Here is a 24,667-nt window from a genome sequence, read left to right as displayed (position 1 = left end):
GCGCCTGCCCTATCGGCGCCTCTTGCGGCGCAGGAATTAGAGCAGTTTCCGATCCGATTGCATCGGATCAACTGCTCTAAGATTTTGGCTTTACGCGTTTTCCGAGTCATCAGGTGATTCCACCTGATTAGAAAACGCTCTAGGTCTCCCGACACAGACATGGGCGCGCAACGCAGTTGGCCCGCGTGACCTTAAACGATAATGGGGGTGCAGGGGGTTTTGCCCCCCTGCTTTTAGCTCTTCTTACTCTGCGACGACTTCAGCCGGCGCTTCCGCCTCGGCCTTGGCCTTTTCGCGCGCCGAGGAACGCTCGGTGAACCACATCACGATCAGCGTGCCCTCGTAGAGCAGCAGCAGCGGCACCGCGAGCAGCAGCTGCGAGACCACGTCGGGCGGGGTCGCCACGGCGGCGATGATGAACACCCCGACGATCGCGTAGCGGCGGGCGCCGACGCACTGGGCGCGGGTGATGATCCCCGCGCGGTTGAGCAGCATCAGCAACACCGGCAGCAGGAACGAGATGCCGAAGGCGAGGATGAACTGCATGACCAGCGCAAGATAGTCACCGGTGCCGGGCAGGGCTTCCAGCTTGAGGCCGCCCTTCTGCCCCTCGAAGCCGAGGAAAAAGTGGAACGCGGTCGGCATCACCACATAGTAGGCCAGCGCCGCGCCCATCGTGAACAGGATCGGCGTCGCGATCAGGAACGGCAGGAACGCCTTCTTTTCCTTGGCGTAGAGACCGGGGGCGACAAAGGCCCAGATCTGGTTGGCGATCACCGGGAACGAGACGAAGAACGCCGCGAACAGCGCGATCTTCACTTCCACGAAAAAGGCTTCGTAGAGCTTGGTGTAGATCAGCTTGCCCTGTCCCGGCGGGAACGCTTCGGTGAGCGGGCGCACGAGGAAGGAGAAGATGTCGCCGGAGAAATAGAAGCACACGGCAAAGGCCGCCGCGAATGCCAGGAAGGCCCGCAGCAGACGGGCGCGCAGCTCGATCAGGTGATCGAGCAGCGGCGCCTGGGTGTCGTCGATGTCGGAAATGCGGAAAGGCTGCATGCAGGCGGCTTTGCTGAAATCAGGGAGGTGGCGGCGGCAGATGGAACTCCGCCTGTTCCGCCTTGGCTGGGAGCGCCGGAGCGGGCGTGACTTGCGCAGCATCCGGGCCCTGCGACAGGTCCGGCGCCGGCGAAACGCCGCCCTCGATGTCCTGGATGCCTTCGCCGCCCAGGGCTTCGGCCGGGGCGGCCGGGCTCGGCGGAGGCAGCATTTCCTCGGCGGTGGGCAGAACCGGATTGGCCTTCATGATGGCCTCGTTCTGCTCGCGCCACTTGCGCTCCATTTCCTCCAGTTCGGCCTCGCGCACCATGGCGTCGATGCCGGCCCGGAAATGCCCGGAGACCTTGCGCATCTTGCCGATCCAGCGACCCGCCGTGCGCATCGCCAGAGGCATGTCCTTGGGACCGATGACAACGACCGCCACGATGACGATCAACAGGAGTTCGGATGCACCGACGTCGAACATGGCGGCGCCCTACCTTCGCGCGCTCAGGCCTGTTCGGACTTGTTCTCGGTGGTGGCCGGAGCCGCCGGAGCGTCCTGCGCCGCGGTGATCTGCGGGGCCGGAGCCGGCGCCGGGGTCGAGGTCTTCTTGGCCTCGTCCTCGTTCATGCCTTCCTTGAAGCTCTTGATGCCCTTGCCGAAGTCACCCATGATTTCGGACACGCGACCGCGACCGAACAGCACGAGCACGATGACCAGCACGATCATCCAGTGCCAGATCGAGAAGCTACCCATAACCTCAACTCCAAAAACTGTTGGCCGCTTTCGGCTGCGGCCCCCGCTGCGGGGCTCCTGCCGTTGGCCGATTCCGACCCTACAGGTTCCATCTAGGGACTTTCACCCCGGTTTGAAAGCCTGTCATCGTCCTGACCCGCGCCGGTCGTCTATTCGTCGTACTCGGTGTCCGGCGGCTCGTCGGACGTTTCGACGGGTTGCGGCCGCAGCGCTTCACCGATCATCTCGTCATCGACGGGATCGAGCAGGCCTGCCGCACGCAGTTCATCCACCCCCGGCAGTTCCTTCAGCGAGGAAAGGCCGAAGTGGGCGAGGAATTCGCTCGTCGTCGCATAGATCACCGGGCGCCCCGGCACCTCGCGGCGGCCGACCACGCGTACCCAGCCCGCCTCCATCAGCACGTCGAGCGTGCCCTTGGCGGTCTGCACGCCGCGGATCGCCTCGATCTCGGCGCGGCTGACGGGTTCGTGATAGGCAACGATCGCCAGGACCTCGGTCGCCGCGCGCGACAAGCGGCGGGCTTCCTCCTTTTCCCGCCGCAGCAGGTGGGCAAGGTCGGGCGCGGTCTCGAAATGCCAGCGCTTGCCGCGCTCGACGAGGCGGACCCCGCGTCCCTCGTAGTGGCCCTGGAGTTCCTCCAGCGCGGCGCGCACATCGGCCTTGCCGAGATGCGTGGAGATCTGCTCGGCCGTGAGCGGCTGCTCGGCCGCGAACAGCGTGGCCTCCACCGCCCGGACAAGATCGTCGATTGCCGGCTTGATGTCCGTGCTCATGAACGCAGCGCCTTGAGCCGCAAGGGGCCGAACGTGTACTCCTGCACCAGCTCCACCTTGCCGGTGCGCGCCAGTTCCAGCGCGGCGACGAAGCTGGAGGCCAGCGCCGAGCGCCGCAATTGCTCGTTGGTCCAGGCGTCATGCGCAGGCGGCAGGAAATCGCGCAGTTCCATCCATTCGAGCGTGATGCCCAGCATCGAGGATACGCGGGCGATAGCGCTGTCGAGCGTCATCACCATGCGTTCGCGGACCATGTGCACCACCGGCTGGCTGCGCACCTTCACGTCGCCATAGGAGCGCACCAGATCGTACCACGAGCATTGCCAGCGCGCCTTGCGCTCGACCCTGAGGCCCTCGGGCGCGCCGCGCAGGAACACGTCGCGGCCCAGCCGGTCGCGCGCCATCAGCCGCGCCGCCGCCTCGCGCATCGCGCCCAGCCTTTGCAGCCGCAGTTGCAGGCGCATCGCCAGTTCTTCGGGGCTCGGATCGGGCTGCTCCTCCTTGGGCAGCAGCAGCGCCGACTTGAGGTAGGCGAGCCATGCCGCCATCACCAGATAGTCCGCCGCCAGTTCCAGCCGCAGCGCTTCCGCCTCCTCGACATAGGTGAGGTAGGCATCGACCAGTTCGAGGATCGAGATGCGGCGCAAGTCCACCTTCTGCCGCCGGGCGAGGTCGAGCAGCAGGTCGAGCGGGCCTTCCCAGCCGTCGATCTCGAGATGGAGCGTCTCCTTGCGCGCCTCGGCGCGTTCCTCGCCGTCCCAGCTGTCATCGCCGCCGGGCGATGCGGGAAGATCGGGAGGAAGCTCCACGGCGGATCAGGCCGCCAGCGCCAGCAGCGCGTCGCGCCGGGCGATCAAGTCGCCGTGGCTGCCGGTGCCCGCGATGCCCTCGACCGAGGCCAGCGCCCGCGCAAGCCGCGCCGCGCCCTCTTCGCTGAGCGCCGGAACGGCCCTGGCGATGCCGATCATGTCGTCCATCTTCGCCCAGCAGTTGAGCGCGATGTCGCAGCCCGCCGCGATGGCGCGGGCGGCAAGCTCGGGCACCGAGCCCGACAGCGCCTGCATGTCGAGATCGTCGCTCATCAAGAGGCCGGTGAAGCCGATCTTCCGGCGGATCACCTCGCCGATCACGAAAGGCGAAAGCGTGCCGGGATTTTCGGCATCCCAAGCGGTGTAACGGACATGCGCGGTCATGCCGACGGGCGTCTGGTTCAGCGTGCGGAACGGCTCGATGTCGAGCTCCAGCTCCTCGGCGCTGGCCGTCACGGTGGGCAGTTCCTTGTGGCTGTCCGCCATCGCGCGGCCATGGCCGGGAATGTGCTTGATGCAGCCGACCACCCCGGCGCGGGCGAGCCCCTGCAGGGTCGCGCGGCCGAGAGCGGCGACACGCATCGGCTCGAACCCGAAGGAACGGTCCCCCACCACATCGTGGGCGCCCTTCTGGCGCACGTCGAGCGTGGGGTGGCAATCGGCGGTGATGCCGACTTCGGCCAGGTCCAGCCCGAGCGCCTCGGCATTGTCGCGCGCAGCCTCGATGGCGCTGGCGGGGGCGAGGTCGTAGAGCCGGTCGAACGCTTCGCCGGGCGGATAGGCCGGCCATACCGGCGGCTTCATGCGGGCGACGCGGCCGCCTTCCTGGTCGATGCTGATCAGCAGCCGCTCGCGCCCGTGGATCGTGCGCAAGTCATCGGTAAGCGCACGGACCTGTTCACGGCTTTCGATGTTGCGACCGAACAGGATGTAGCCGGCAGGATCCGCATCGCGGAAGAAGGCGCGCTCGTCGTCGCTGAGAGTCAGTCCGGAGAGGCCGAAGATCGCAGGTGTCATGCCGGATTGCTTGCAAAGTTCCGGCCCGACCGCAAGGAAAGGCCGATCGCAGATGTGGAAAGGGCGACCTTGCGGCCGCCCTTTCGCACTTGCGTCACTGCTTGACCTGGCACCCCAGCCCGGCCGATTTCATGCCCGAGCACAGCGCCCTTGCCGCCGCCAGATCGCCCGGCACGGCCTGCAGGCGGAAGACCTTGCCGATATCGGCCTGCCCTTCGACCACCCGGTGATTGACGCCCGAAAGCCCGGGATACTGGACCTTGAGCGTCGCCCATCCCGCTTCGGCCGCCGCCTTGTTGGCATAAGCGCCGACCTGCACGCCGACGCCGGCGACCACCGGCTCCGGCTTTGCGGCAGGGGCGGCAGGGGCGGCACCGCCCGGCCTGACAGAAGCCTTGTCCGACGGCTTGTCCGCAGGTGCAGGCGCCTTGGCTGCCGAATCGAAGCCCGGCGCCGGGGCGACCGGCCGGTCCTGCCCCACAGGGCCCTGGCCGATCTGCGGCGTGCGGCTCTGCCCTTCGGCCACCGCGAAGCTGGTATCGCCGGTGCCGGAGACCACTTCGCCGCCGGGATTGTCCGGACGGGTCTTGTAGGGCTCCTTCGGCGCCTGGATCAGGCCGCCGTCGGCAACCAGCGGCTGATCTTCCTTGTGACGGGTAAACCAGAACACGCCGCCGATCAGCACGCCGATCGCCACCAGCGCCAGCAGCACCAGCAGCGCGGTCTGCCCGCTGGCACCGCCGCGCTGCGGCTCGAAGTCCTCGTCCTCGCCTTCGAGCCAGGGCAGGCGCACGTCATCGTCGCCCAGCGCAAGCTGCGCGGACTTGTCGAAACCCGATGAGGTTTCGCCCGCATCCTCGCCGCCAAATGCGTTCATGTGCGACGATTCGCCCCGCTCGTCGCCATCAATCGGCCCCCAGCTCGCCATCGATTACATTTCCTCCACCGCTTCGACCCCGAGCAGTGCCAGCCCGTTGCGGATAATCTGCCCGATCTGCGTGGCCAGGAAAAGCCGCGCGGAGGTGAGGTTACCATCTTCGGCGTTAATAAACCGCTTTTCCACGCGGTCATTGCCAAGGTTCCAGTAACCATGGAAGGCGGCCGCCATGTCGCCGAGGAAGAAGGCGATGCGGTGCGGTTCGCGCGCGGCGGCAGCCGCCTCGACGATGCGGGGGAACTGCGCGGCGAGCTTGACCAGCTCCAGCTCTTCCTCGCCCAGCGTTTCCAGGTGCGCGCCGCCCGGCGCGAACCCCTCGGCCGCGGCCTTGCGCAGCGTCGAGTGGACGCGGGCATTGGCGTACTGCACGTAGAACACCGGGTTGTCCTTCGAGGCTTCGACCACCTTGGCGAAGTCGAAGTCCATCTGCGCTTCCGGCTTGCGGGTCAGCATGGTGAAGCGCACCACGTCCTTGCCCACTTCGGTGACGACTTCGGCAAGCGTCACGAAGTTGCCCGAACGCTTGGACATCTTCACCGGCTCGCCGTCGCGCAGCAGCTGGACCATCTGCACCAGCTTGATCTCGAACGGGGTCGGCTCGCCGTCGGCACCGGTCATGGCGGCGACGGCAGCCTTGATGCGCTTGACGGTGCCCGCGTGGTCCGCGCCCCAGATGTCCACCAGCGCGTCGGCGCTCTGGGCCTTCTGGAAGTGGTAGGCAAGGTCGGCGCCGAAGTAGGTCCAGGTGCCGTCCGACTTCTTGATCGGGCGGTCCTGATCATCGCCGAACGCGGTCGACTTGAACAGCGGCAGCTCCACCGGCTCCCAGTCCTCGGGCGTCTTGCCCTTGGGCGCTTCGAGCACGCCGTCATAGACGAGCCCCTTCGCGCGCAGCCAGGCCTCGGCCTCGTCGGGCTTGCCCGAAGCCTGAAGCTCGGCTTCCGAGGAGAACAGGTCGTGGTGGATGCCGAGCAGGCCGAGGTCCTGCTTGATCATCACCAGCATCGCGGCGACCGCCTTTTCGCGGAACAGCGTCAGCCATTCCGATTCGGGGGCCGCGGCATACTTGTCGCCGAATTCGGCGGCGAGCTGCTCGCCCACCGGGATCAGGTATTCGCCCGGGTACAGCCCCTCGGGGATCGCCCCCACGTCTTCGCCCCCCGATTTTTTGGCAAGCGCCTCGCGGTAACGCACGTGGGCCGAGCGGGCGAGCACCTGCACCTGCGCACCGGCGTCGTTGACGTAGTATTCCTTGATAACCTTGTGGCCGGCATATTCGAGCAGCGTCGCCAGCGCATCGCCGACCACCGCGCCGCGGCAGTGGCCCATGTGCATCGGGCCGGTCGGATTGGCCGAGACATATTCGATGTTCACGGTCGTGCCGCCGCCCACGGCCGAGCGGCCGTAGTCCGCGCCCAGCGCCGCGATGGCGCGCAGTTCGGCCAGCCAGGCGGCGGCCGAGAGGCGCAAGTTGATGAAGCCGGGCCCGGCGATCTCGGCCGACGTGACCGAATCGAGCTTCGACAGCTTCGCCACCAGCGCTTCGGCCAGATCGCGCGGCTTCAGGCCGGCGGGCTTGGAGAGCACCATCGCCGCATTGGTCGAGAGGTCGCCGTGCGAGGCATCGCGCGGCGGCTCGACCGTGATCGCGCTTCGCTTCAACCCGCCGGGCAGCGTGCCAGCTGCTTCGAGCGCATCGAGCGCGGCGTTGAGGTGGCCTGCGAAGGCGGCGTAAAGGGTCTGGTTATTGCTCATGACGCGCGCGGATAGCCGATGTGCGGCAAAAGGGAAACAGGCTGCGAGGTGACACTGGCCGCAAGGGCCGGCTGGCGCGGTTGACGCGGTCCGGGAAAAACCGTCACCTTGCAGCGCAGGGCAAGCCCACGCTGGCGTAATAGTCCTCCCTGGCCGGGAAGGGGAACTTCCACGCCCCCATGCGCTCGGCGGTCAGCGTGCTCTCGTCATCGTGGAAGATGTGACCGCCCGCCGCTCAGCTACGCCTGCGCGGGGCTCGCGCCGACCAGCGAGGGCAGCGCCATGGGTTCGGCCCTGCACAACGACTGTCCAAACCGGCCACTTTGCGCTAGGGGCGCGGCCATGAGTTCCTCGATGCCTCCTACCCAGATTCCCCAGACCTACCGGGTCAAGAGCTTCGGCTGCCAGATGAACGTCTATGACGGCGAGCGCATGGCCGAACTGCTGGCCGAGCAGGGCATCACCGCCGCACCGGATGGCGCAGAAGCCGATCTGGTCGTGCTCAACACCTGCCATATCCGCGAAAAGGCCGCCGAAAAGGTCTATTCGGACATCGGCCGCCTGCGCCGTGCGGATGGCTCCTCGCCGCTGATCGCAGTGGCTGGCTGCGTGGCCCAGGCCGAAGGCGACGAGATCATGAAGCGCGCCCCCGCCGTGCAGATGGTGGTCGGCCCGCAGGCCTATCACCGCCTGCCCGAGATGATCCGCGAGGCGACCGGCGGCAAGCGCGTCACCGATACCGACATGCCCGCGCAAACCAAGTTCGGCGCCCTGCCCGCCAGAAACCGGGATGGCCGCCGCTCCGCCCCGGCCGCCTTCCTCACCGTGCAGGAAGGCTGCGACAAGTTCTGCACCTATTGCGTCGTGCCCTATACGCGCGGTGCCGAGGTTTCGCGTCCCCATGCCGAGCTCATCGACGAGGCGAAGCGACTGGTCGATGCCGGCGCGCGCGAGATCTCGCTGCTGGGCCAGAACGTCAACGCCTGGACCGGCGAGGATGCCCGGGGCCGCACGATCGGCCTCGACGGGCTGATCCGCGAACTGGCCGAAATCCCCGAGCTTGCCCGCATCCGCTACACCACCAGCCACCCCAACGACTTCACCGAAGGGCTGATCGCGGCCCACGGCGAAGTGGACAAGCTGATGCCCTTCCTCCACCTGCCGGTGCAGGCGGGCAGCGACCGCGTGCTGAAGGCGATGAACCGCAGCCACACCGCAGAAAGCTATCTGAAGGTGCTGGAAAAGGTGCGCGCGGCGCGCCCCGACATCGCGCTTTCGGGCGACTTCATCGTCGGCTTCCCCGGCGAGAGCGATGCCGAGTTCGAGGATACCCTCGCGCTTGTCGACACGGTTCGCTACGCGCAGTGCTTCAGCTTCAAGTACAGCCCGCGTCCCGGCACCCCCGCCGCGACGATGGACGGCCAGGTTCCCGCCGAAGTGATGACCGAGCGCATCATGCGCCTCCAGGCCGCGCTGGGCCGTGACCAGACCGCCTTCAACAAGGCCTCGGTCGGCAAGACCTGCCAGGTGCTGGTGGAGCGCAAGGGCAAGTTGCCGGGGCAATGGCTCGGCAAGTCGCCGTGGTTGCAGTCGGTCTATTTCGAAGATGATGTCGCGGTAGGCGACATGGTCACGGTGGAGCTGACCGAAGGCGGATATAACGCGGTTTCCGCAAGGCTGCTGAGCCCGGTCGCCGCATGAGCCGGGCACACGCGCTGGTGCTCGTCCCCGGCCTGTCGTGCGACCGCCATGTCTGGCAAGCGCAGATCGCCGGCCTGGCGGACATCGCGGATGTCTCCATCGGCGATACGCTGAAGGACGATTCGATCGCGCTGATGGCGAGCCGCGTGCTCGATGCGGCGCCGGACCGCTTCGCGATCGCCGGGTTCTCGATGGGCGGCTATGTCGCGATGGAGATCTGGCGCCGCGCGCCCGAGCGGGTCACCCGCCTCGCGCTGGTCGACACCAATGCCCGTGCCGACAGCGAGGATCAGGCCGCGCTGCGCCGTGCCGCCATCGCTACCGCCCGTTCGCGCGGGTTCGAGGCGGTTCTGCGCGGATCGCTGCGCCAGCTGGTCGCGCCGGACTGCCCCGAGCCGCTGTTCGAGGACGTCGTCGAGATGGCCCTGCGGGTCGGCTTCGGCACCTACATGGACCAGCAGACGGCGATCATCGAACGCGCGGATTCGCTGGAGACGCTGGCCACGGTCACGGTGCCGGCGATGGTCATGGTGGGCGACAGGGACGCCCTCACCCCGCCCTACCTGGCCGAGGAAATGGCGCAGGCGCTGCCCGCCGCGACTTACGAGATCATCCCGAACGCCGGCCACATGGCGCCGATGGAACAGCCGGAGGCGGTCAATGCCGCCTTCCGGCGCTGGCTGGAGCGTTAGGAGCGGGCCGCTGCCGCAAAATCCGCCTGCGGCGAATTTTCAGTCAAGCACCTTCATGGCGTCCTCGGTAATCAGTATCTTGCCGACCGAGGCCGCCTCGGCGCTGACTTCGTCGCTGGCGTTTTGCGGGTAGGCCTTGCCGTTGAAGCGAAGGCGCGCGATGCCTTCGGCCATGCCGCCGCCGGAAACGGTCACGCCGATGTCGCGCCAGCCGCGGGTCCTGCTCGCCAGCACGCCCACCGGCAATTGCACCACGCTGGTCTCGCCCATCTTGCGGAAGCCTTCGCTTCCATCGGCCTGTTTGGCCCGCTTCAGGACCACGAGGTTGCAGCCGCCGGTGCCGCAGAACATCGGGCCGCCGAGGTAGGCGAGCACTTCGGGGGTGCCGTCGCCGTCGAGGTCGGCCTCGGCGGTCGCATATTGCAGCTTGCCGAGGTCGCTGGTGACGGCGTCCTGGTAATTCGCCTTGATCCACTCCTCCGCCGTCTGCGGAGCGGGCGCCTCGGTGGCCGCTTCGGTCTCGGCGGAAGTGGCGACCGCGTCGGGCGGCGGGGCGGCATCCTTCTTGCAGGCGGCAAGCGTGAGGGAAAGGGCGAGCGTCGCGGTGACGGCAAGAGCGATCCGGTTCATGGCGGGCAGGCTAGCCGCATGCCCGCCCCTCCCGCAAGCTCGGCCCATCGCATGTCCTGCACGTCCGTTTGCAAAATTCGCGGCCCGCGAACTTTACGGCACCGGCCCGCTCCCCCACCCGACCTGCCACGTGAGTATCCTGATGGGAGGTCGGGTGGGGGAACGGGCCGGTGCCGCCAGCAAGATGCCCCAAGGGCATTTTCACAAACACGTCCCGAAACGGAAAAAGGGCCCCGGTGCATAAAGCACCGGAGCCCCCTGCGACCCGCCGGGCGTCGATCGCGTCCCCGGTCGGCTTACCAGAAAAAGCCATTATAGACGGTGACGGCACGGCCGCTGCGCATGTTCACCATGACCACGTCGTTGCCGTAGCGGACCCAGCGGTGGCCGGCGCGCGGCGCGGGCAGGCGGTAGCGGGCATAGTCGTTCACCCAGTAGCGGTTGCCGTAGTAGGCAGGCTGGAAACGATAGCCCACGGCGACCGGGCGATAGTGATAGCCGCGCGGGCCCTGATAGGCCGGGCGGCGATAGTCGTTGCGGTGCGACTTGCGATAGTCGCGCCAGTCCTCATGCAGCTCGCGGCGCGAATCGTTGAGGTCGCGGCGCGCCTCGCGCACGTCGTGGCGGTCGCCGTAGCGCTGCGCCTGGCGCAGGTTGCGCTCGTCGTGGCGAACGTCGCGAGCGCTTTCGCGCACTTCGCGGGCGCTCTGGGCCGATGCCATCGTCGGCACGGCGAGAGTCGGAACAACGACGCTGGCAGCCAGTGCGGCCATGATGATCTAGCGCATTATGTTTCTCCTTGTTCAGGCTCACCGATTGGGCGACCCCCGGAAATCTGGTCCGGTGTGTGATCCGGCGAGTTCATGTTTGAACCCGCGTGGCTGAACGCGGTTGCAATAAACCCTTCAGGAAGCCGAAATGTCTGTCGCACGCCTGCGACAAAGCGCTGAAACCGCGCCGAAACACCGGATTATCCACCAGGTTCACGGCAATTTTCGCATAGCCCCGCCTTGCGCAGCGCGGTGCGGCGAGCCATCTTCAAGACAGAACGAAAAAGCATCCTCACCCGAAAGGAGCGCATGGCCCGCAAAGCAGCCCGCGCCGGTGATCCGGCGCAGTTCCGCCCCGAAACCCATCGCCGGGCGCGTACCGAAGTCGAGTTCGACGAACAGACGCTGCTGGGAGCCGTGTTCGGCCAGTTCGATGCCAATCTCGTACAGGTCGAAAACCGGCTCGGCGTCTACATTTCCGCGCGCGGCAACAGGATCCAGATCGAGGGTCCCGAAGACGCCGTCGCCCGCGCGCGCGACACTCTCAAAGGCATGTATCACCGGTTGGAAATGGGACAGGACCTCGACTCGGGCGCTATCGAATCGCTGATCGCGATGTCGTCGGAACCCACGCTGGAAGGCATCATCAGCGGCGACGCCGGCGCGCCGCCGATCATGATCCGCACCCGCCGCAAGACGATCGTGCCGCGTTCGGCCACGCAGATCGAATATATGCGCGCGCTCGCCCGTTCCGACGTGATCTTCGCGCTCGGCCCGGCCGGCACCGGCAAGACCTACCTTGCCGTGGCGCAGGCGGTCTCGCAGCTGATGACCGGCTCGGTCCAGCGCCTGATCCTCTCGCGCCCCGCCGTGGAAGCGGGCGAGAAGCTGGGCTTCCTGCCCGGCGACATGAAGGACAAGGTCGATCCCTACCTGCGCCCGCTCTACGACGCGCTTTATGACTGCATGCCGCCCGAACAGGTGGAACGCCGTCTGGCCTCGGGCGAGATCGAGATCGCGCCGATCGCCTTCATGCGCGGCCGCACGCTGGCCGACGCCTTCGTCATCCTCGATGAGGCGCAGAACACCACGCGCGAGCAGATGAAGATGTTCCTCACCCGCTTCGGCCAGAACAGCCGCATGGTCGTCTGCGGCGACCCCCGGCAGGTCGACATCCCGGGCGGCGACCGCCATTCGGGCCTGGCCGACGCGGTGAACCGACTCGAGGGCGTGGAAGGCATCGACGTGACGCGCTTCACCGTGGCCGACGTGGTCCGCCACCCGATCGTCGGGCGGATCGTCGAGGCTTACGAAGGGCCGCTCAGCCAGTACGAGTGACAGTCCCGCCGCCGCGGATCGGCGTTCGACAGGCTCGGGATGGGCGGATGGAGCGCAAGTTCACCAGCACCGCTCGTCCTGAGCTTGTCGAAGGACGCCTGCCGACCTAACGGGAGCCCCATGGACCTCGAAATCGACATCGAAGCACCCTGGCCCGCCGCAACCGACTGGGCCGACCTTGCCGAACGCGCACTGGAAGCGCTGACCGAGGTGGCGCCCGAGCTTGGCAATCCGCGGCTCATCACCAGCCTGCTGTTCACCTCGGACGCGGAAGTCCACGTGCTCAACCGCGAATGGCGGGCCAAGGACAAGCCCACCAACGTGCTTTCCTTCCCAATGATCGAGCGCGCCGACCTGCTGGCGCTGGCCGAGGATGGCCCCCCGGAAATGCTCGGCGATCTGGCGCTCGCGGCCGAGACCTGCGCGCGCGAGGCGGCGGAAAAGGGCATTTCGGTGGAGGACCACGCCGCCCACCTGATCGTCCACGGGTTGCTCCACCTTGCCGGGCTCGATCACGAGATTTCCGACGCCGATGCCGAGGCAATGGAAGCGCTGGAAACAAAGGCTCTTGCTCTCATCGGCATTCCCGACCCATATGGGGACCGCACGTAAACCGCAGGGGTAATTAAACACGATGGCCGACAATGGCCGCCACACCGAGTCCGGCTCGGGAGATGGGGATAGTACCGGCACGCTCTGGCGTGTCATCCGGCGACTTTTCCAGAACGACGTCGATCAGTCGCTGCGCGCGCAGATCGAAGGCGTCATCAACGAACACGAAGGCGATACCGAGCAGGCCAGCGCCGCGAGCGGCGATCTCTCGCCGCTGGAACGGCAGATGCTGCGCAACCTGCTCCATTTCAGCGAGCACGATGCCGACGACGTGGCCGTGCCGCGCAGCGAGATCGTGGCGATTCCCGCCGCCGCCAGCTGGGCCGATGTGGTCGAGGCCTTTGCCGAGCATGGCCACAGCCGCATGCCGGTCTATGGCGACTCGCTCGATGCCATCAAGGGCATGATCCACATCAAGGACGTGTTCCCCATCCTCGCCCGCGGCCAAGAGCCGCCCGAGGACTGGAGCACCCTGCTGCGCCAGCCGCTCTACGTGCCGCAATCGCGCGGCGCGCTCGACGTGCTGGTCGACATGCGGGCCCAGCGCACCCACCTCGCCGTGGTCATCGACGAGTATTCCGGCACCGACGGGATCATCACCATCGAGGACCTCGTCGAGGAAATCGTGGGCAGCATCGAGGACGAGCATGATGACGCCCCCGAGGAGTTGCTAAATTCGCAAGAGGGGGGTATCTGGGACGCCGACGCCCGTGTCGAACTCGAGGATGTGGCGGAACGGATCGACCCTCGCCTCGCCGAAGTCGAGGAAGCGGTGGATACGCTGGGCGGCCTGGCCTTCGTGCTGGCCGGTGGCGTACCCGAAGTCGGCACCGTTCTCGAGCATGACAGCGGCTGGCGGATCGAAGTCACCGACGGCGACGAACGGCGCGTGACGCGGCTTCGACTCCACCCGCCGTCCGAGCAGGCGCCAGACCAACCCGAGTAGCATCCGGCGTAGCCCCCCGGCCACGTCTTACTCCATAAAAAGAAAAGGCCAGGACCTTGGCAGTTCGCCGTCTCCCCCCGCTGCGCGCACTCGAAGCCTTCGTCCGCGTCGTCCGTCTTGGCTCTGCCAAGGCGGCGGCCAACGAACTTGCGCTGTCCCCTTCCGCCCTCTCGCGCCGCGTCGCCGCGCTGGAGGACTTCACCGGCAAGCGCCTGTTCACGCGCCAGCACCAGTCGATGAAGCTGACCGACGAGGGCATGGCCTTTTACAACGTCGTCGGCCCCAAGCTCGAGGAACTCGCCGAAGCGGTGGAATCGCAGGTCGACCGCGGCCAGGTGCTGCGTCTGCACCTCGGCGTGCCCTCGCTGTTCGGCGGCCAGCGCCTGTTCCCGCGCCTGCCGGAACTGCGCAAGCTGCACCCGCGCCTGCACATCGACATCGACACCGGCACCCACCTGGAAGCGCGCGTGGGCGATACCCTGGACGCGGCGATCATCCTCGCCAAGGAGCCGGACCCGGCCTACTATCGCATCCAGCTTGACCACAACAAGGTCTACGCCATCACCTCCAAGGAAATGGCCGCCGACATCGGCACCGTGCCGGACGAGGCGATCCTCTCCAAGCAGACCTTCCTGATCCACCAGGACCTGCCCGACAGCCTCGACGCCTGGAAGCAGGCGATGGGCATGAGCAAGCTGGAACCGGCCTCGGTCGACCGTTTCGACTCCGGCCAGCTGGTGCTCGAAGCCGCCGCGCAGGGCCTCGGCATCGCCATCATGCACGACGACCACTTCCGCCGCAGCCACGACAACCGTCTGGCCCGGCTGTTCGACGTCGATGTCGAAAGCCCCTACCGCTACTGGTTCGTGTGCAAGCCCAAGGCGCTGGAAAGCCGCCCGGTGCGCATCTTCCATGAGTGGCTGCTGCAGGCCGGTCTCTAAGACCGCGCGGGCGAGGATGCGCCTGCCCCTGCTTCTCGCCGCCTGCGCCGGTGCCTTCATGGCTTCGGCCGCTCCGGCGGCGGAGCCGGGCGCGGCGCCCGTTCCCGCCGGTGTCGGCGCCCTCGCCGGGTGCTGGACCGGCAAGGGCGAAGTCATGGGCAAGGCCGTGTCGATCACCCTCGCGGCCAGAGCCGTCGCGCTCGGCGTGCTGATGACCGTCGATGCCGACAGCACCGCCCTCGCCGATCCTGCCGACCGCTATGCCGCGCACCTGACTTTCGGCGGGGCCAAGGCCGATACCCTCACCGGCTACTGGGCCGACAGCTTCGGCGGCGACTACGCCGCGACCGGCAAGGGCTCGCCCCGCCCCGACGGCTTCGACATGACCTACGACTACGGCGCCGATGCCTTCGTCAACCGCTGGCGGATCGAGGGCGCGCAGCTCAACTGGCAGATCGCCGCGCAGTCGAAAGACGGCGCGGAAAAGCCCTTCGCCAGCTACATGCTCACGAAAACGACCTGCGCATCCCAGTGACGCCAAACGAAAGGGGCGGCCCCTCGCGGAGCCGCCCCTTCGTATTTCAAGCGTCCGGGAATGCTCAGCCTTCCGAAACGGTCGCCTTCACGATCTTGCCCGGCTCACGCGGCGGCTCGCCCTTGGGCAATGCGTCGACGTTTTCCATGCCTTCGACCACCTGGCCCCAGACGGTGTACTGCTTGTCGAGGAAGCGGGCGTCGTCGAAGCAGATGAAGAACTGGCTGTTGGCCGAGTGCGGGTAGCTGGTGCGGGCCATCGAGCAGACGCCGCGCACGTGCGGTTCGGCGTTGAACTCGGCCTGCAGGTCCGGCTTGTCCGAACCGCCCATGCCGGTGCCGTTGGGGCAACCGCCCTGCGCCATGAAGCCGGGGATCACGCGGTGGAACTTGATGCCGTCGTAGAAGCCTTCGCCGACCAGTTCCTTGATGCGCGCGACGTGGCCGGGGGCGAGGTCGGGACGCAGCTTGATCTTCACGTCACCGGTGTCGAGGGAAAGGGTCAGGTATTCGTCGGCCATCGATAGTCTCCATGTTGTCCGCGCGGGGCTGCGACGCACCGGGCGGGACTGGCTTGCCCCCGATATAGGGCCGATCCCCGCAAAGTCACGCACCCCCCGCGCGATCGCCTGCTGTGAACATCATTTTTCGCCGTATCGCTTGCCCCTGTTGCAATTGCGAAATTGGCGCGTAGACCGGCGAGGATGACGCAAACGGACCTCGACGAAGAGCTGCACGATCGCGCCCCCGATGCGCCGGACGCGCCGCCCGAGCCCGAACCGGAAGCCCATAAGGATTCGGCCAAGGACTCTGAGAGCCTCGACGAGGACAACCACCTGAAGTCCGACTTCGTGCGCAGCGTCAAGGATGCGCTGCACGAGGACGATTTCGAGCGCGTCTACGACCTTGTCGAGCCGCTCCACCCCGCCGACATCGCCGACCTTTTCGAGCTGTTCGACGAGCGCGAACGCCTGGGCCTCGCCCGCGCCATCCGCGACCTGATGAGCGTCGAGGTGATCGCCGAGCTCAACGACTGGGTGCGCGAGGCGCTGGTCGAGGCGCTGCCCGCCGATGTCGTCGCCGAAATCGCCGAACAGCTCGACACCGACGACGCCGTCGCGATGCTCGAGGATCTCGACGAGGAGGACCAGCAGGCCGTCCTCGCCGAGATGGAGCCGGAAGACCGCGCCGCCATCGAATCGGCGCTGTCCTACCCCGAGGAATCCGCCGGCCGTCTGATGAGCCGCGATTTCGTCGCGGTGCCCGAGACGATGACGGTGGGCGATCTCATCGATTTCCTGCGCGAACACCGCGAATTGCCGACCGAGTTCTGGGAAGTGTTCATCGTCGATCCGATGCACCGCCCGATCGGCACTTGCGCGCTCTCGTGGATCCTGCGCACCCCGCGCAACATCCCGCTCTACGACGTGATGGCGCGCGACCAGACGCTGATCCCGGCCGACATGGACCAGGAAGAAGTCGCGCTGCGCTTCCAGAAATACGCGCTGATCTCCGCTGCGGTGGTGGACGAGGCGGGGCGGCTGATCGGCCTGATCACCGTCGACGACATCGTCCACATCATTCAGGAAGAGGCGAGCGAGGATATCCTGCGCCTGTCGGGTGCCGGCGACGGCGACATCAACGAGCCGATCCTCGTCACCGTGCGCACCCGCCTTGCCTGGCTGGTGGTGAACCTCGGCACGGCGATGATCGCCTCCTCGGTGGTCGGGCTGTTCCAGGGGGCGATCGCCAAATTCGCGATCCTTGCCGTGCTGATGCCGATCGTCTCGGGCATGGGCGGCAATGCCGGCACGCAGACGCTGGCGGTGGTGGTGCGCGCCATCGCCACCAACCAGCTGACCGATTCCAACACCGTGCGCATGATCCTGCGCGAGATCCGCATCGCGCTGACCAACGGCTTCGCGCTCGGCGCGCTGATCGGCACCGGCACCTGGCTGCTGTTCCAGAACCCGCTGCTGGGCGCGGTGATCGCCACCGCCATGGTGGTGAACAACCTGACCGCAGGCCTTGCCGGCATCCTCGTGCCCGTCACGCTCGACCGCTTCCGCATCGACCCGGCGGTCTCCTCCGCCGTGTTCGTGACGACCGCGACCGACACGATGGGCTTCTTCTCGTTCCTTGGCCTGGCGGTGCTGACCGGGCTGGCGTGAAGCCGGCCCCCATCCTATCTACCGCGTATGCCCCTGCACATGACCAAGATCGCCTTCTCCGCCGAAAGCCCGGCGGACCTGCGCGCATGGCTGGAAAGCCACGCCGATCTCGGCGAGGCACGGCTGACCACGCGCTATCTGCCCAAGCGGCAGGAGGAGATGGCCGGCGGATCGCTTTTCTGGATCTACGAGCATGCGCTGATCGGCCGCTCGCCCATTCTCGGCTTCGAGCAGCGCGAGGACGGGCGCTGGTGGATCCGCCTGGCGCCCACGCTGATCCCGGTCGTCACCCAGCCCAAGCGCGCCCATCAGGGCTGGCGTTATCTGGCCGACAAGGACGCCCCGCGCGATCTGGGCGAAGGCGAAAGCGCCGGGGAGGCGATGCCCCCTGCCCTCGCCCGCGAACTGGCCAGGCTGGGGCTCGTATAGCGCCCGGGGAAAAGGCCGGAAGCGGTTGCCCGCCCCGGCCCTGTTCCTCGAAAAGTCCTGCCCGAAGGTCAGAACGGCAGCTTGTAGAAACGCGCCGCGTTGTCCTGCAGGACCTTCTTCTTGATGGCGTAGTCGTAGCCGCCGAGCACGTCCTTGATGTGCGCCTGCACGCCCGGATAGAGCGAGGTGGGGTGCGGGAAGTCGGTCTCGAACATGACGTTGTCGACGCCGATGGTTTCCAGCAATTGCTTCGGCGCGATCTTCTCGAACCAGAAGGTGCACATGAAGTGATCGCGGAAGTAGTCCCAGGGCTGCTTCTTGAGCACATTGCGCTTGCTGGGCAGCATTTCCTGGAACTGGTGTTCCAGCGCTTCCACCGCGAAGGGAATCCAGCCCATGCCGCTCTCGATCAGGCCGATCTTGAGGTTCGGGTGGCGGTCCAGGCGGCCCGAGACCATCCAGTTGCCCAGCGTCGCCGCGTTGCCGATCGAGAACATCGTCGCCACCACCGAGAGCGTCTGCTCGAACTGGAAGCCTTCCCAGGTCAGCGTGTTCGGGTCGATCGCGGCATTGAGGTGGAAGTTCAGCGAGATGCCCTCGGCATCGATCATCTCCAGGAACGGCGTCCAGTAGTCATGGTTGAAGCTGGGCACGCCGACGCGTTCGGGCGTATCGGGCAGCACGAAGCCGCGCAGGCCCATGTCGATGCAGCGGCGGGCTTCCTTCTCCATCTCCGCCTTGTCCCAGAACGGCAGGTGCGCCATCGGGAACAGCCGCTCGCCCGATTCACGCTGCCAGTCGGCATTGAAATCGTTGTAGATCTTCATGATCTGCACGGCGAGATCGTTGTTGCCCAGCGTCATCAGCATGCCCGCCTGGGTGATGCCCGAGTTCTGGAAGCAGATCTGCGCATAGACGCCCATGTCGTCCATCGCCTGAAGGCGCGGGGCGATCTCGTGGCCGCCGGCGTGGGCCTCTTCCAGCGTCGGGAAGGCGAGGCGGCCGAGCAGCTTGTTGTTGTCCTTGCGGATGACGTTGCCGCCCAGCGTGCCGCAGTTGCGATCACCGATGTACCAGCGGTCGACCCCGTCGGCATCGCGCTTCACGTAAGGCATCTTGTCCTTCATGCCGGCCGGCGCGCGGTCGGTGAAGAGCGTCGGCGGTTCGACGATGTGGGTGTCGGTATCGACGATCTTGATGCCTTCCAGCGACGGGTCGAGCCCGCCGGACTGGGTGGCGTAGTCCACCTCGCGGATCACCCCGCCCTTGGTGTAGCCCTCGGCGGACCAGTACTTGCGCGCCGAGTCCTTCATTTCCTTGGTGTCGCCATCTGCCATGGCCGTATCTCCCAAAATGCAATTGGGACTCGTGTCGCAACCTTGGGGGCTGCAATCAATCGATGAGCCCAACGCCGAAGCGATGAATGGGCGGCGGCCCTCTCCGCCAGGATCCAGCAGTCTCGCTTCGCCTTGCCGCGAAGGGGCTGTCCGGGCATCCATGTCCTCGGGAGAGAACATCATGCCACAAGCGCAGACGCTCGACGACATCCGTGTGGAATTCGACGCCCCGGACAATGTCCCGAAGGACCGGATCGTCGATCTGTCGTTCGCCATGGGTACCGCACCCAACGATCTGGCGGACCCGTATGAACCGATGGGCTGGCTCGCCGGAAAGGACATTCCCCGGCTGCTGTTCAATCCGCCCTCGATGCATGGGCTCGGCGCCATCAGCGGCAACCGGCGCGGTTCCTGGGTGGTGACGCACTACGAGGACATCGAGCGCGTCTATTCCGACAACGAGCACTTCTCGAACGCCGGAACCGCCGAATTCCAGCGCCTGATCGGGGAGACTTTCAAGTCCATCCCGCTCGCCATCGATCCGCCGGACCACCAGAAGTACCGGCTTTACCTGATGCCCTACTTCAGCCCGGCCCGGATCACCCGCGACCTCGAACCGCGCATTCGCCGAGTGGTGGACGAGATGATCGGCGCCATCGAGGCGAAGGGCGAGGTCGACATGGCCTGGGACTTCGCGCGGGTCTATCCAGTGCGCATCTTCATGGGCCTGATGGGCTTCCCGGACGAAAAGTTCGACCAGTTCCTCGATTGGGAGTGGGACATCCTCCACTCCGGCAGCCTCGACAAGATGCAGGCGGCGCTGCGCGGCGTGCTCGACTTCCTGCGCGCCTTCATCGCCGAGAAGGAGCGGAATCCCGACGAGCATCTCGTCTCCTCCATCGTCCATGGCAAGATCGAGGGCCGTGCCCTGACCGATGACGAGAAGATCGGCATGGTCTGGTTCCTCTGGCTGGGCGGGCTCGATACCGTGGCGGCCACCATCGCCCAGATGTTCCGCCGCCTCGCGCTCCAGCCGGACCTGCAGAAACGGCTGCGCGACCATCCCCAACTCATCAATTCGGCGGTCGAGGAGTTCCTGCGCACCCAGCCGATCCTGTCCTCCTCGCGGACGGCGACCAAGGACTTCGAGTGGCACGGGATCGAGGTGAAGAAGGGCGATTCGTTCTCCTGCCTCAACCCCGCCGGCAACTTCGACCCCGCCCGCTTCGAAAACCCGCGCACCTTCGATCCCGAGCGCAAGGCCAACCGCCACTTCACCTTCGTGGGCGGCGTGCACATCTGCCTCGGCGCGCATCTGGCACGGCGCGAACTGCGCGTGCTGCTGGAGCAGTGGTTCGAGCGGATTGCGGAGTTTCGGGTAAAGCCGGGGGCGGATACCACGGTGTTTCCGGGGCTGCTTTCGATCCGCAATCTGCCGATCGTCTGGGATGTGAAGTAGAAAAGAAAAAGCAGGGGAGCCCCTCGGCGAAGCTCGGGATAAACTTCGCCCCCCTGCACCCCCATTTCCGTCTACCTTGTGCCCTGCCCTATCGGTTGTGCGCCCACGTCTGCGCCGGGAGACATATTGGCTGCGCCGCAAGGAGCGCCCCCCGGATAGGCAAGGCGCAACGTAGACGTTCCGAGGGTCTGGGGGCCTCCTGAGCGTGTCGAAGGGCCCCAGAACTCCCCTTTCCTTCAAATCTTGGCCTGCTCCAGCTTCGGGCTCAGCAGGTGCACGGCCGCCAGCGCCAGCAGATAGGCACTCGCGCAAATCGCGAAGAGCAGCTGATAGCTGTGCGTCGCATCGAGGATATAGCCCGCGAACAACGCCATCCCCATGCCGCCCAGCGCGCCCACGGTGCCGCCGATGCCGACCACCGAGCCCACCGCCCCGCGCGGGAAAGTGTCCGAGGGCAGCGTGTAGAGATTGGCCGAGAACGCCTGGTGTGCCGCCGTTGCCAGGCCGATGATCAGCACCGCCGCCCAGACGCTGTCGATGGCCTGCGCAAACCAGATCGGCAGGACGCAGAGCGCGCTGATCAGCATCGTCACCTTGCGGGCGAAGTTGGGCGTGCGGCCCGCCTTGAGCAGCCTGGACGAAAGCCAGCCGCCGCCCACGCTGCCGAGGTCCGAGATCAGGTAGATCGCGGCCAGCGGCAGGCCGAAGGTCTTGAGATCGAGGTCGTAGCGCTCGAACAGATAGCCGGGCAGCCAGAACAGGAAGAACCACCAGATCGGGTCGATCAGGAACTTGCCCAGCGCGTAGGCCCAGGTTTCCCTGACCGTCAGCAGCCGCATCCAACCGATCTTCTCGACGGAGTCGGCCGGGTCCTGCTGGATCCACGCCAGTTCCGCCGCCGAGATGCGCCCGTGCTTGAGGGGGTGGCGGTACATCACCCACCAGGCGGCCAGCCAGGCGATGCCAAACAGGCCGGTGACGAAGAAGGCGGCGCGCCAGTCGAACCACAGCACCAGCAGCGGCACCAGCAGCGGGGTGATGATCGCGCCGACGTTGGCCCCGGCGTTGAACAGGCCGATGGCGAAAGCGCGTTCCTTCTGGGGGAACCAGTCGGTGACGGCGCGGATGCCGGCCGGGAAGTTGCCCGATTCGCCGATGCCGAGGCCGAAGCGCGCCGCCGCAAAGCTGGCGACGCCGGTGGCGAAGCCGTGCGCCATGTGGCTGACGGTCCAGATGACGATAGCGACGGTGTAGCCCAGCCGCGCCCCCAGCACGTCGACGATCTTGCCGAACGAGAGATAACCGATCGCGTAGGCGAGCTGGAACCAGAAGACGATGCCGGCAAAATCGCTTTCGGTCCAGCCGAACTCACCCGCCAGCGTGGGCTTCAGCACGCCAATCATCTGGCGGTCGATGTAGTTGACCGCGGTTGCCGCGAAAAGCAGCGAGACCACGACCCAGCGGTATCGCCCGACCTTTACCGGCGCGGCGGGCACGCTGGCCCCGGCCCCGTTTCCGATCCCGTCCGCCACGCTTGTGGTGCCTGCATCCATTTCCCTGCTCCCTTGTCCGGCGGCCCTTTTAGGCCTGCCGGATCGTCATGTCTGTTCAGGCGGGCACCGCCGCCGCGATGGTGCAGCACACCGTGCCGTGCTGCGCGAAGGCGGCCGCCACCGCCTGTCCCGGAGAGACCGGATGGACACCCGTCACCGCCCCGGTGGACACCCATGTGCCCGCGCTGCAATCGATGCCGCGCGCCGAGAGGTTGGCGAGCAGGAACCGCACCGCGCCCAGCGGACCGTCGAGCATCGTCGCGGTCGTCGCCTCGCCCGCCGTCTCGCCGTCTATATCGAGGCGGACGGTGATCGTGTTGAAGTCCGCGCTCTGCCAGCCTTCCAGCACCGGGCCGATCACCAGACCGGCGTTGTTGCCGAAGTCGGACACGGTGACCGGCGGGCCGTCGGCATTGATGCCGGGATAAGGCGAACTGGCGATCTCGATGCCGATGTGGACAGCGTCCAGCACGGCCAGCGTGCCCGCGTCATCGCCCGGCACTTCACCGTTCCAGCCCGCCGCGACATGGAGCAGGAACTCCGCCTCGGCCGCGGCGAAACCTTCGGCAAAGACCGGCATCGCCGGGACTTCGCCCGAGGGCGCATCCACCACGCTGTCCGCGAAGATCGGCCCGGACAGGCGATTGGCGCCAAGCCGCGCATCATCGGGACCGTTGATCCGGCCGACCTTCCAGCCGGCCACTTCGCGCCCGTCCAGTTCCAGTGCCAGGTTCTGGATCGCATAAGCGGCGTCGAGATCGGAAGGCGCCTCGCCGGGATAGCTGGCCAGCGCGCGTTTCTCGCGCCGCGCCGCCACGAATGCCCCTGCGATCGATTTCGCCTGTTCGGTCAAACTCATCCCCTTGTACCCCGTGTCTTGTTGTTCGTATCGCTATAGGAAACCGGTGTCATAAGCAAATCCAATTAGGCCATTTCAGCTGGATCAAAGGGTTACGCCCCTTTTCCAGACGGCAATGGCGCGCTGGCCGCCACGCTCGGAAGCGGTGCGTTCACCGCTGGCGAAAGCCAGGATTCGGGCCAGGAATGCCGCGTCGGCGGCCTCCTGCCCCTCGTCGAGCGCGATCGAGGCGTCAAAGTCGATCCAGTGCGGCTTCGCTTCGGCCAGGGTGCGGTTGGAGGCGACCTTGATCGTCGGCACCGGGAAGCCCAGCGGCGTGCCGCGCCCGGTGGTGAACAGCACCAGCGTGGCGCCCGAGGCGGCCAGCGCGGTGGAGGACACCGCATCGTTGCCCGGCGCTTCCATCAGGGTGAGGCCGGGCACGCTCGCCTGCCCGCCATAATCGATCACGTCTGAGAGCGGCGCATGGCCCGCCTTCTGCACCGCGCCGAGCGACTTTTCCTCCAGCGTGGTGATGCCGCCCGCCAGGTTGCCCGGCGAGGGGTTCTCCGAAACCGGCAGCCCCTGATCGAGATAATAGCGCTTGAACCGGTTCACCAGCCCCGCGGCCGCCTCGAACACCGCGCGCGAGCTGGAGCGGTCCAGCAGCGCCTGTTCCGCCCCGAAAATCTCCGGGATTTCCGTAAGGATCGCCTTGCCGCCGGCGCGCGCCATCGTCTCCGACAGGCGCCCCAGCAAAGGGTTGGCCGTAAGGCCCGAGAAGCCGTCCGAACCGCCGCACTTGAGGCCGATGGTCAGTGCCGAAAGCGGCAGCTCCGTCCGCTCGGCCCTGGCCGCTTCCGCCACCAATTCGTCGACCAGCTTGCCCGCTTCCGCGATCTCGTTGCCCGCACTCTGGCTGGAGAGCAGGCGCAGTTTCGCACGCGCCCATACCGGCACGGCCTCGACCAGGGCATCGAGCTGGTTCGATTCGCAGCCGAGCCCCAGCAGCAGCACGCCCGCCGCATTCGGGCTGGCCGCCAGTCCCGCCAGCACCGCACGGGTGCCGTCGAGGTCGTCACCCAGTTGCGAACAGCCGTGCGGATGAGCAAAGGCGTGGATGCCGTCGATCCGGCCCGCTGCGATCAGATCGGCATGGCGCGCCTGCGCCTCGCGCGCGACCTGCTCGGCGGTCATGCCGACGCAGCCGACCGTGGGCAGGATCCAGATCTCGTTCCGTGTCGCCGCGCGCCCGTCGGCGCGCCGATAGCCGCGCCATGAGGGCAGGACGGCGCCATCGTCCGCCTGCACTTGCGCCGCGCCGAGATGCGGCGAATAGGCCAGTTCGCCCGCCAATGCCGTCGCCAGATTGTGCGTGTGGACATGCTCGCCCGCGGCGATGGCGTGGGTCGCCCGGCCGATCGGCTGGCCGTACTTCACCACCGGCGCGCCCTCGGCGATATCGCGGAGCGCGAACTTGTGCCCGCGCGCCACGTCGCCGGTCAGGACCACGCCTTCCGCCTGCTCTCCGGCGGCAAGGGGGCGCAAGGCCACGGCCACATCGTCGGCGGCGTGGATACGAATGGAGGGAGGAATTGCCTGTGTCATCGCTGGCCCGTTTATCCGGGCTT

Annotated in this window: 25 protein-coding genes; 10 read left to right on the top strand and 15 right to left on the bottom strand. The window is 66.9% G+C overall.

What is annotated here, in order from left to right; translation table 11 throughout:
* Positions 1-243: 243 nt before the first annotated feature.
* From tatC to argS, 8 genes are all read right to left on the bottom strand, one after another.
* Positions 244-1,056: a twin-arginine translocase subunit TatC gene (gene tatC / locus OKA11_RS08530; protein ID WP_267219800.1), complete on the bottom strand. Its 813-nt coding sequence runs from the start codon at positions 1,054-1,056 to the stop codon at positions 244-246.
* Between the two features lie 19 nt (positions 1,057-1,075).
* Entirely contained in the window at positions 1,076-1,522 is a 447-nt protein-coding gene (gene tatB, locus OKA11_RS08525; protein ID WP_267219799.1) for a Sec-independent protein translocase protein TatB, read from the bottom strand.
* A 23-nt stretch (positions 1,523-1,545) separates the two neighbouring features.
* On the bottom strand, positions 1,546-1,794 hold the full coding sequence (locus tag OKA11_RS08520; protein ID WP_267219798.1) for a twin-arginine translocase TatA/TatE family subunit: 249 nt from the start codon (positions 1,792-1,794) through the stop codon (positions 1,546-1,548).
* A gap of 149 nt (positions 1,795-1,943) precedes the next feature.
* The gene (scpB, locus tag OKA11_RS08515) at positions 1,944-2,567 is read right to left on the bottom strand and encodes an SMC-Scp complex subunit ScpB (RefSeq protein WP_267219797.1); all 624 of its coding nucleotides are present in this window, start codon (positions 2,565-2,567) and stop codon (positions 1,944-1,946) included.
* Complete coding sequence (locus OKA11_RS08510; RefSeq protein WP_267219796.1) at positions 2,564-3,376, bottom strand: segregation and condensation protein A; 813 nt, start codon at positions 3,374-3,376, stop codon at positions 2,564-2,566. Before OKA11_RS08510 ends, scpB begins: the two co-directional genes overlap by 4 nt.
* Before the next feature lie 6 nt (positions 3,377-3,382).
* Positions 3,383-4,393: a beta-N-acetylhexosaminidase gene (gene nagZ, locus OKA11_RS08505; RefSeq protein WP_267219795.1), complete on the bottom strand. Its 1,011-nt coding sequence runs from the start codon at positions 4,391-4,393 to the stop codon at positions 3,383-3,385.
* A 94-nt stretch (positions 4,394-4,487) separates the two neighbouring features.
* Positions 4,488-5,321 carry an SPOR domain-containing protein gene (locus tag OKA11_RS08500; protein WP_267219794.1) on the bottom strand — a complete coding sequence of 278 codons (834 nt, stop codon included), beginning with the start codon at positions 5,319-5,321 and terminating at the stop codon, positions 4,488-4,490.
* Between the two features lie 3 nt (positions 5,322-5,324).
* Entirely contained in the window at positions 5,325-7,085 is a 1,761-nt protein-coding gene (gene argS, locus OKA11_RS08495) for an arginine--tRNA ligase (protein WP_267219793.1), read from the bottom strand.
* Between the two features lie 354 nt (positions 7,086-7,439).
* Here argS and miaB point away from each other — a divergent pair, with 354 nt between their 5' ends.
* Together miaB and OKA11_RS08485 are read left to right on the top strand one after the other, a co-directional pair.
* Positions 7,440-8,786, top strand: a complete 1,347-nt coding sequence (gene miaB / locus OKA11_RS08490; protein WP_267219792.1) for a tRNA (N6-isopentenyl adenosine(37)-C2)-methylthiotransferase MiaB — start codon at positions 7,440-7,442, stop codon at positions 8,784-8,786.
* The gene (locus OKA11_RS08485; RefSeq protein ID WP_267219791.1) at positions 8,783-9,478 is read left to right on the top strand and encodes an alpha/beta fold hydrolase; all 696 of its coding nucleotides are present in this window, start codon (positions 8,783-8,785) and stop codon (positions 9,476-9,478) included. The genes miaB and OKA11_RS08485 overlap by 4 nt, the downstream gene beginning before the upstream one ends.
* 39 nt (positions 9,479-9,517) lie before the next feature.
* On the opposite strand, the gene OKA11_RS08480 is transcribed toward OKA11_RS08485, so the two are convergent.
* Positions 9,518-10,108: a hypothetical protein gene (locus OKA11_RS08480; RefSeq protein WP_267219790.1), complete on the bottom strand. Its 591-nt coding sequence runs from the start codon at positions 10,106-10,108 to the stop codon at positions 9,518-9,520.
* A gap of 296 nt (positions 10,109-10,404) precedes the next feature.
* A complete protein-coding gene (locus OKA11_RS08475) occupies positions 10,405-10,881 on the bottom strand; it encodes an RcnB family protein (RefSeq protein WP_267219789.1) in 477 nt (158 codons plus the stop codon).
* A gap of 306 nt (positions 10,882-11,187) precedes the next feature.
* On the opposite strand from OKA11_RS08475, the gene OKA11_RS08470 reads away from it, so the two are divergent.
* The 5 genes from OKA11_RS08470 to OKA11_RS08450 all read left to right on the top strand — a co-directional run bounded on the left by OKA11_RS08470 (position 11,188) and on the right by OKA11_RS08450 (position 15,250).
* Positions 11,188-12,216, top strand: coding sequence for a PhoH family protein (locus OKA11_RS08470; protein ID WP_142635501.1), 1,029 nt, complete (start codon positions 11,188-11,190; stop codon positions 12,214-12,216).
* A gap of 120 nt (positions 12,217-12,336) precedes the next feature.
* On the top strand, positions 12,337-12,828 hold the full coding sequence (gene ybeY / locus OKA11_RS08465) for an rRNA maturation RNase YbeY (protein ID WP_267219788.1): 492 nt from the start codon (positions 12,337-12,339) through the stop codon (positions 12,826-12,828).
* Between the two features lie 22 nt (positions 12,829-12,850).
* A complete protein-coding gene (locus OKA11_RS08460; RefSeq protein WP_267219787.1) occupies positions 12,851-13,774 on the top strand; it encodes a hemolysin family protein in 924 nt (307 codons plus the stop codon).
* A gap of 56 nt (positions 13,775-13,830) precedes the next feature.
* A complete protein-coding gene (locus tag OKA11_RS08455; protein ID WP_142635507.1) occupies positions 13,831-14,715 on the top strand; it encodes a LysR substrate-binding domain-containing protein in 885 nt (294 codons plus the stop codon).
* 16 nt (positions 14,716-14,731) lie between these two features.
* Positions 14,732-15,250: a hypothetical protein gene (locus OKA11_RS08450; protein ID WP_267219786.1), complete on the top strand. Its 519-nt coding sequence runs from the start codon at positions 14,732-14,734 to the stop codon at positions 15,248-15,250.
* Positions 15,251-15,314: 64 nt separating this feature from the next.
* On the opposite strand, the gene OKA11_RS08445 is transcribed toward OKA11_RS08450, so the two are convergent.
* A complete protein-coding gene (locus OKA11_RS08445; RefSeq protein ID WP_142635512.1) occupies positions 15,315-15,770 on the bottom strand; it encodes a peptidylprolyl isomerase in 456 nt (151 codons plus the stop codon).
* Between the two features lie 183 nt (positions 15,771-15,953).
* Here OKA11_RS08445 and mgtE point away from each other — a divergent pair, with 183 nt between their 5' ends.
* Together mgtE and OKA11_RS08435 are read left to right on the top strand one after the other, a co-directional pair.
* Positions 15,954-17,420: a magnesium transporter gene (mgtE, locus tag OKA11_RS08440; protein WP_267219785.1), complete on the top strand. Its 1,467-nt coding sequence runs from the start codon at positions 15,954-15,956 to the stop codon at positions 17,418-17,420.
* 27 nt (positions 17,421-17,447) lie between these two features.
* Complete coding sequence (locus tag OKA11_RS08435) at positions 17,448-17,849, top strand: DUF1489 family protein (RefSeq protein WP_267219784.1); 402 nt, start codon at positions 17,448-17,450, stop codon at positions 17,847-17,849.
* A gap of 68 nt (positions 17,850-17,917) precedes the next feature.
* Here the strand turns inward: OKA11_RS08435 and OKA11_RS08430 are convergent, their stop codons facing one another.
* Positions 17,918-19,186 (bottom strand): amidohydrolase family protein, encoded by a 1,269-nt coding sequence (locus tag OKA11_RS08430; protein WP_142635518.1) that lies wholly within the window; start codon positions 19,184-19,186, stop codon positions 17,918-17,920.
* Between the two features lie 181 nt (positions 19,187-19,367).
* On the opposite strand from OKA11_RS08430, the gene OKA11_RS08425 reads away from it, so the two are divergent.
* Entirely contained in the window at positions 19,368-20,645 is a 1,278-nt protein-coding gene (locus OKA11_RS08425) for a cytochrome P450 (protein ID WP_267219783.1), read from the top strand.
* Positions 20,646-20,881: 236 nt separating this feature from the next.
* On the opposite strand, the gene OKA11_RS08420 is transcribed toward OKA11_RS08425, so the two are convergent.
* From OKA11_RS08420 to OKA11_RS08410, 3 genes are all read right to left on the bottom strand, one after another.
* A complete protein-coding gene (locus OKA11_RS08420) occupies positions 20,882-22,198 on the bottom strand; it encodes an MFS transporter (RefSeq protein WP_267219782.1) in 1,317 nt (438 codons plus the stop codon).
* A 55-nt stretch (positions 22,199-22,253) separates the two neighbouring features.
* Positions 22,254-23,057, bottom strand: coding sequence for a 2-keto-4-pentenoate hydratase (locus tag OKA11_RS08415; RefSeq protein WP_379489430.1), 804 nt, complete (start codon positions 23,055-23,057; stop codon positions 22,254-22,256).
* An 84-nt stretch (positions 23,058-23,141) separates the two neighbouring features.
* On the bottom strand, positions 23,142-24,644 hold the full coding sequence (locus OKA11_RS08410; protein WP_267219781.1) for a UxaA family hydrolase: 1,503 nt from the start codon (positions 24,642-24,644) through the stop codon (positions 23,142-23,144).
* Positions 24,645-24,667 lie beyond the last annotated feature (23 nt).

The organism is Novosphingobium clariflavum (genome assembly GCF_026420865.1).
In the GTDB taxonomy this organism is placed as follows: domain Bacteria; phylum Pseudomonadota; class Alphaproteobacteria; order Sphingomonadales; family Sphingomonadaceae; genus Novosphingobium; species Novosphingobium clariflavum.
The sequence above is the reverse complement of the archived record's forward strand: the minus strand, read 5'-3'. Positions and strand labels throughout refer to the sequence as shown.

Excerpts from the sequence above, each read along its gene's own strand:
- nagZ (WP_267219795.1), bottom strand. The coding sequence starts at position 4,393 with ATGACACCTGCGATCTTCGGCCTCTCCGGACTGACTCTCAGCGACGAC.
- ybeY (WP_267219788.1), top strand. The coding sequence starts at position 12,337 with ATGGACCTCGAAATCGACATCGAAGCACCCTGGCCCGCCGCAACCGAC.
- OKA11_RS08425 (WP_267219783.1), top strand. The coding sequence starts at position 19,368 with ATGCCACAAGCGCAGACGCTCGACGACATCCGTGTGGAATTCGACGCC.
- OKA11_RS08445 (WP_142635512.1), bottom strand. The coding sequence starts at position 15,770 with ATGGCCGACGAATACCTGACCCTTTCCCTCGACACCGGTGACGTGAAG.
- tatC (WP_267219800.1), bottom strand. The coding sequence starts at position 1,056 with ATGCAGCCTTTCCGCATTTCCGACATCGACGACACCCAGGCGCCGCTG.
- mgtE (WP_267219785.1), top strand. The coding sequence starts at position 15,954 with ATGACGCAAACGGACCTCGACGAAGAGCTGCACGATCGCGCCCCCGAT.
- OKA11_RS08520 (WP_267219798.1), bottom strand. The coding sequence starts at position 1,794 with ATGGGTAGCTTCTCGATCTGGCACTGGATGATCGTGCTGGTCATCGTG.
- OKA11_RS08430 (WP_142635518.1), bottom strand. The coding sequence starts at position 19,186 with ATGGCAGATGGCGACACCAAGGAAATGAAGGACTCGGCGCGCAAGTAC.
- OKA11_RS08500 (WP_267219794.1), bottom strand. The coding sequence starts at position 5,321 with ATGGCGAGCTGGGGGCCGATTGATGGCGACGAGCGGGGCGAATCGTCG.
- miaB (WP_267219792.1), top strand. The coding sequence starts at position 7,440 with ATGCCTCCTACCCAGATTCCCCAGACCTACCGGGTCAAGAGCTTCGGC.
- argS (WP_267219793.1), bottom strand. The coding sequence starts at position 7,085 with ATGAGCAATAACCAGACCCTTTACGCCGCCTTCGCAGGCCACCTCAAC.
- OKA11_RS08470 (WP_142635501.1), top strand. The coding sequence starts at position 11,188 with ATGGCCCGCAAAGCAGCCCGCGCCGGTGATCCGGCGCAGTTCCGCCCC.
- tatB (WP_267219799.1), bottom strand. The coding sequence starts at position 1,522 with ATGTTCGACGTCGGTGCATCCGAACTCCTGTTGATCGTCATCGTGGCG.
- OKA11_RS08475 (WP_267219789.1), bottom strand. The coding sequence starts at position 10,881 with ATGGCCGCACTGGCTGCCAGCGTCGTTGTTCCGACTCTCGCCGTGCCG.
- OKA11_RS08420 (WP_267219782.1), bottom strand. The coding sequence starts at position 22,198 with ATGGATGCAGGCACCACAAGCGTGGCGGACGGGATCGGAAACGGGGCC.
- OKA11_RS08410 (WP_267219781.1), bottom strand. The coding sequence starts at position 24,644 with ATGACACAGGCAATTCCTCCCTCCATTCGTATCCACGCCGCCGACGAT.
- scpB (WP_267219797.1), bottom strand. The coding sequence starts at position 2,567 with ATGAGCACGGACATCAAGCCGGCAATCGACGATCTTGTCCGGGCGGTG.
- OKA11_RS08480 (WP_267219790.1), bottom strand. The coding sequence starts at position 10,108 with ATGAACCGGATCGCTCTTGCCGTCACCGCGACGCTCGCCCTTTCCCTC.
- OKA11_RS08435 (WP_267219784.1), top strand. The coding sequence starts at position 17,448 with ATGCCCCTGCACATGACCAAGATCGCCTTCTCCGCCGAAAGCCCGGCG.
- OKA11_RS08450 (WP_267219786.1), top strand. The coding sequence starts at position 14,732 with ATGCGCCTGCCCCTGCTTCTCGCCGCCTGCGCCGGTGCCTTCATGGCT.
- OKA11_RS08485 (WP_267219791.1), top strand. The coding sequence starts at position 8,783 with ATGAGCCGGGCACACGCGCTGGTGCTCGTCCCCGGCCTGTCGTGCGAC.
- OKA11_RS08415 (WP_379489430.1), bottom strand. The coding sequence starts at position 23,057 with ATGAGTTTGACCGAACAGGCGAAATCGATCGCAGGGGCATTCGTGGCG.
- OKA11_RS08460 (WP_267219787.1), top strand. The coding sequence starts at position 12,851 with ATGGCCGACAATGGCCGCCACACCGAGTCCGGCTCGGGAGATGGGGAT.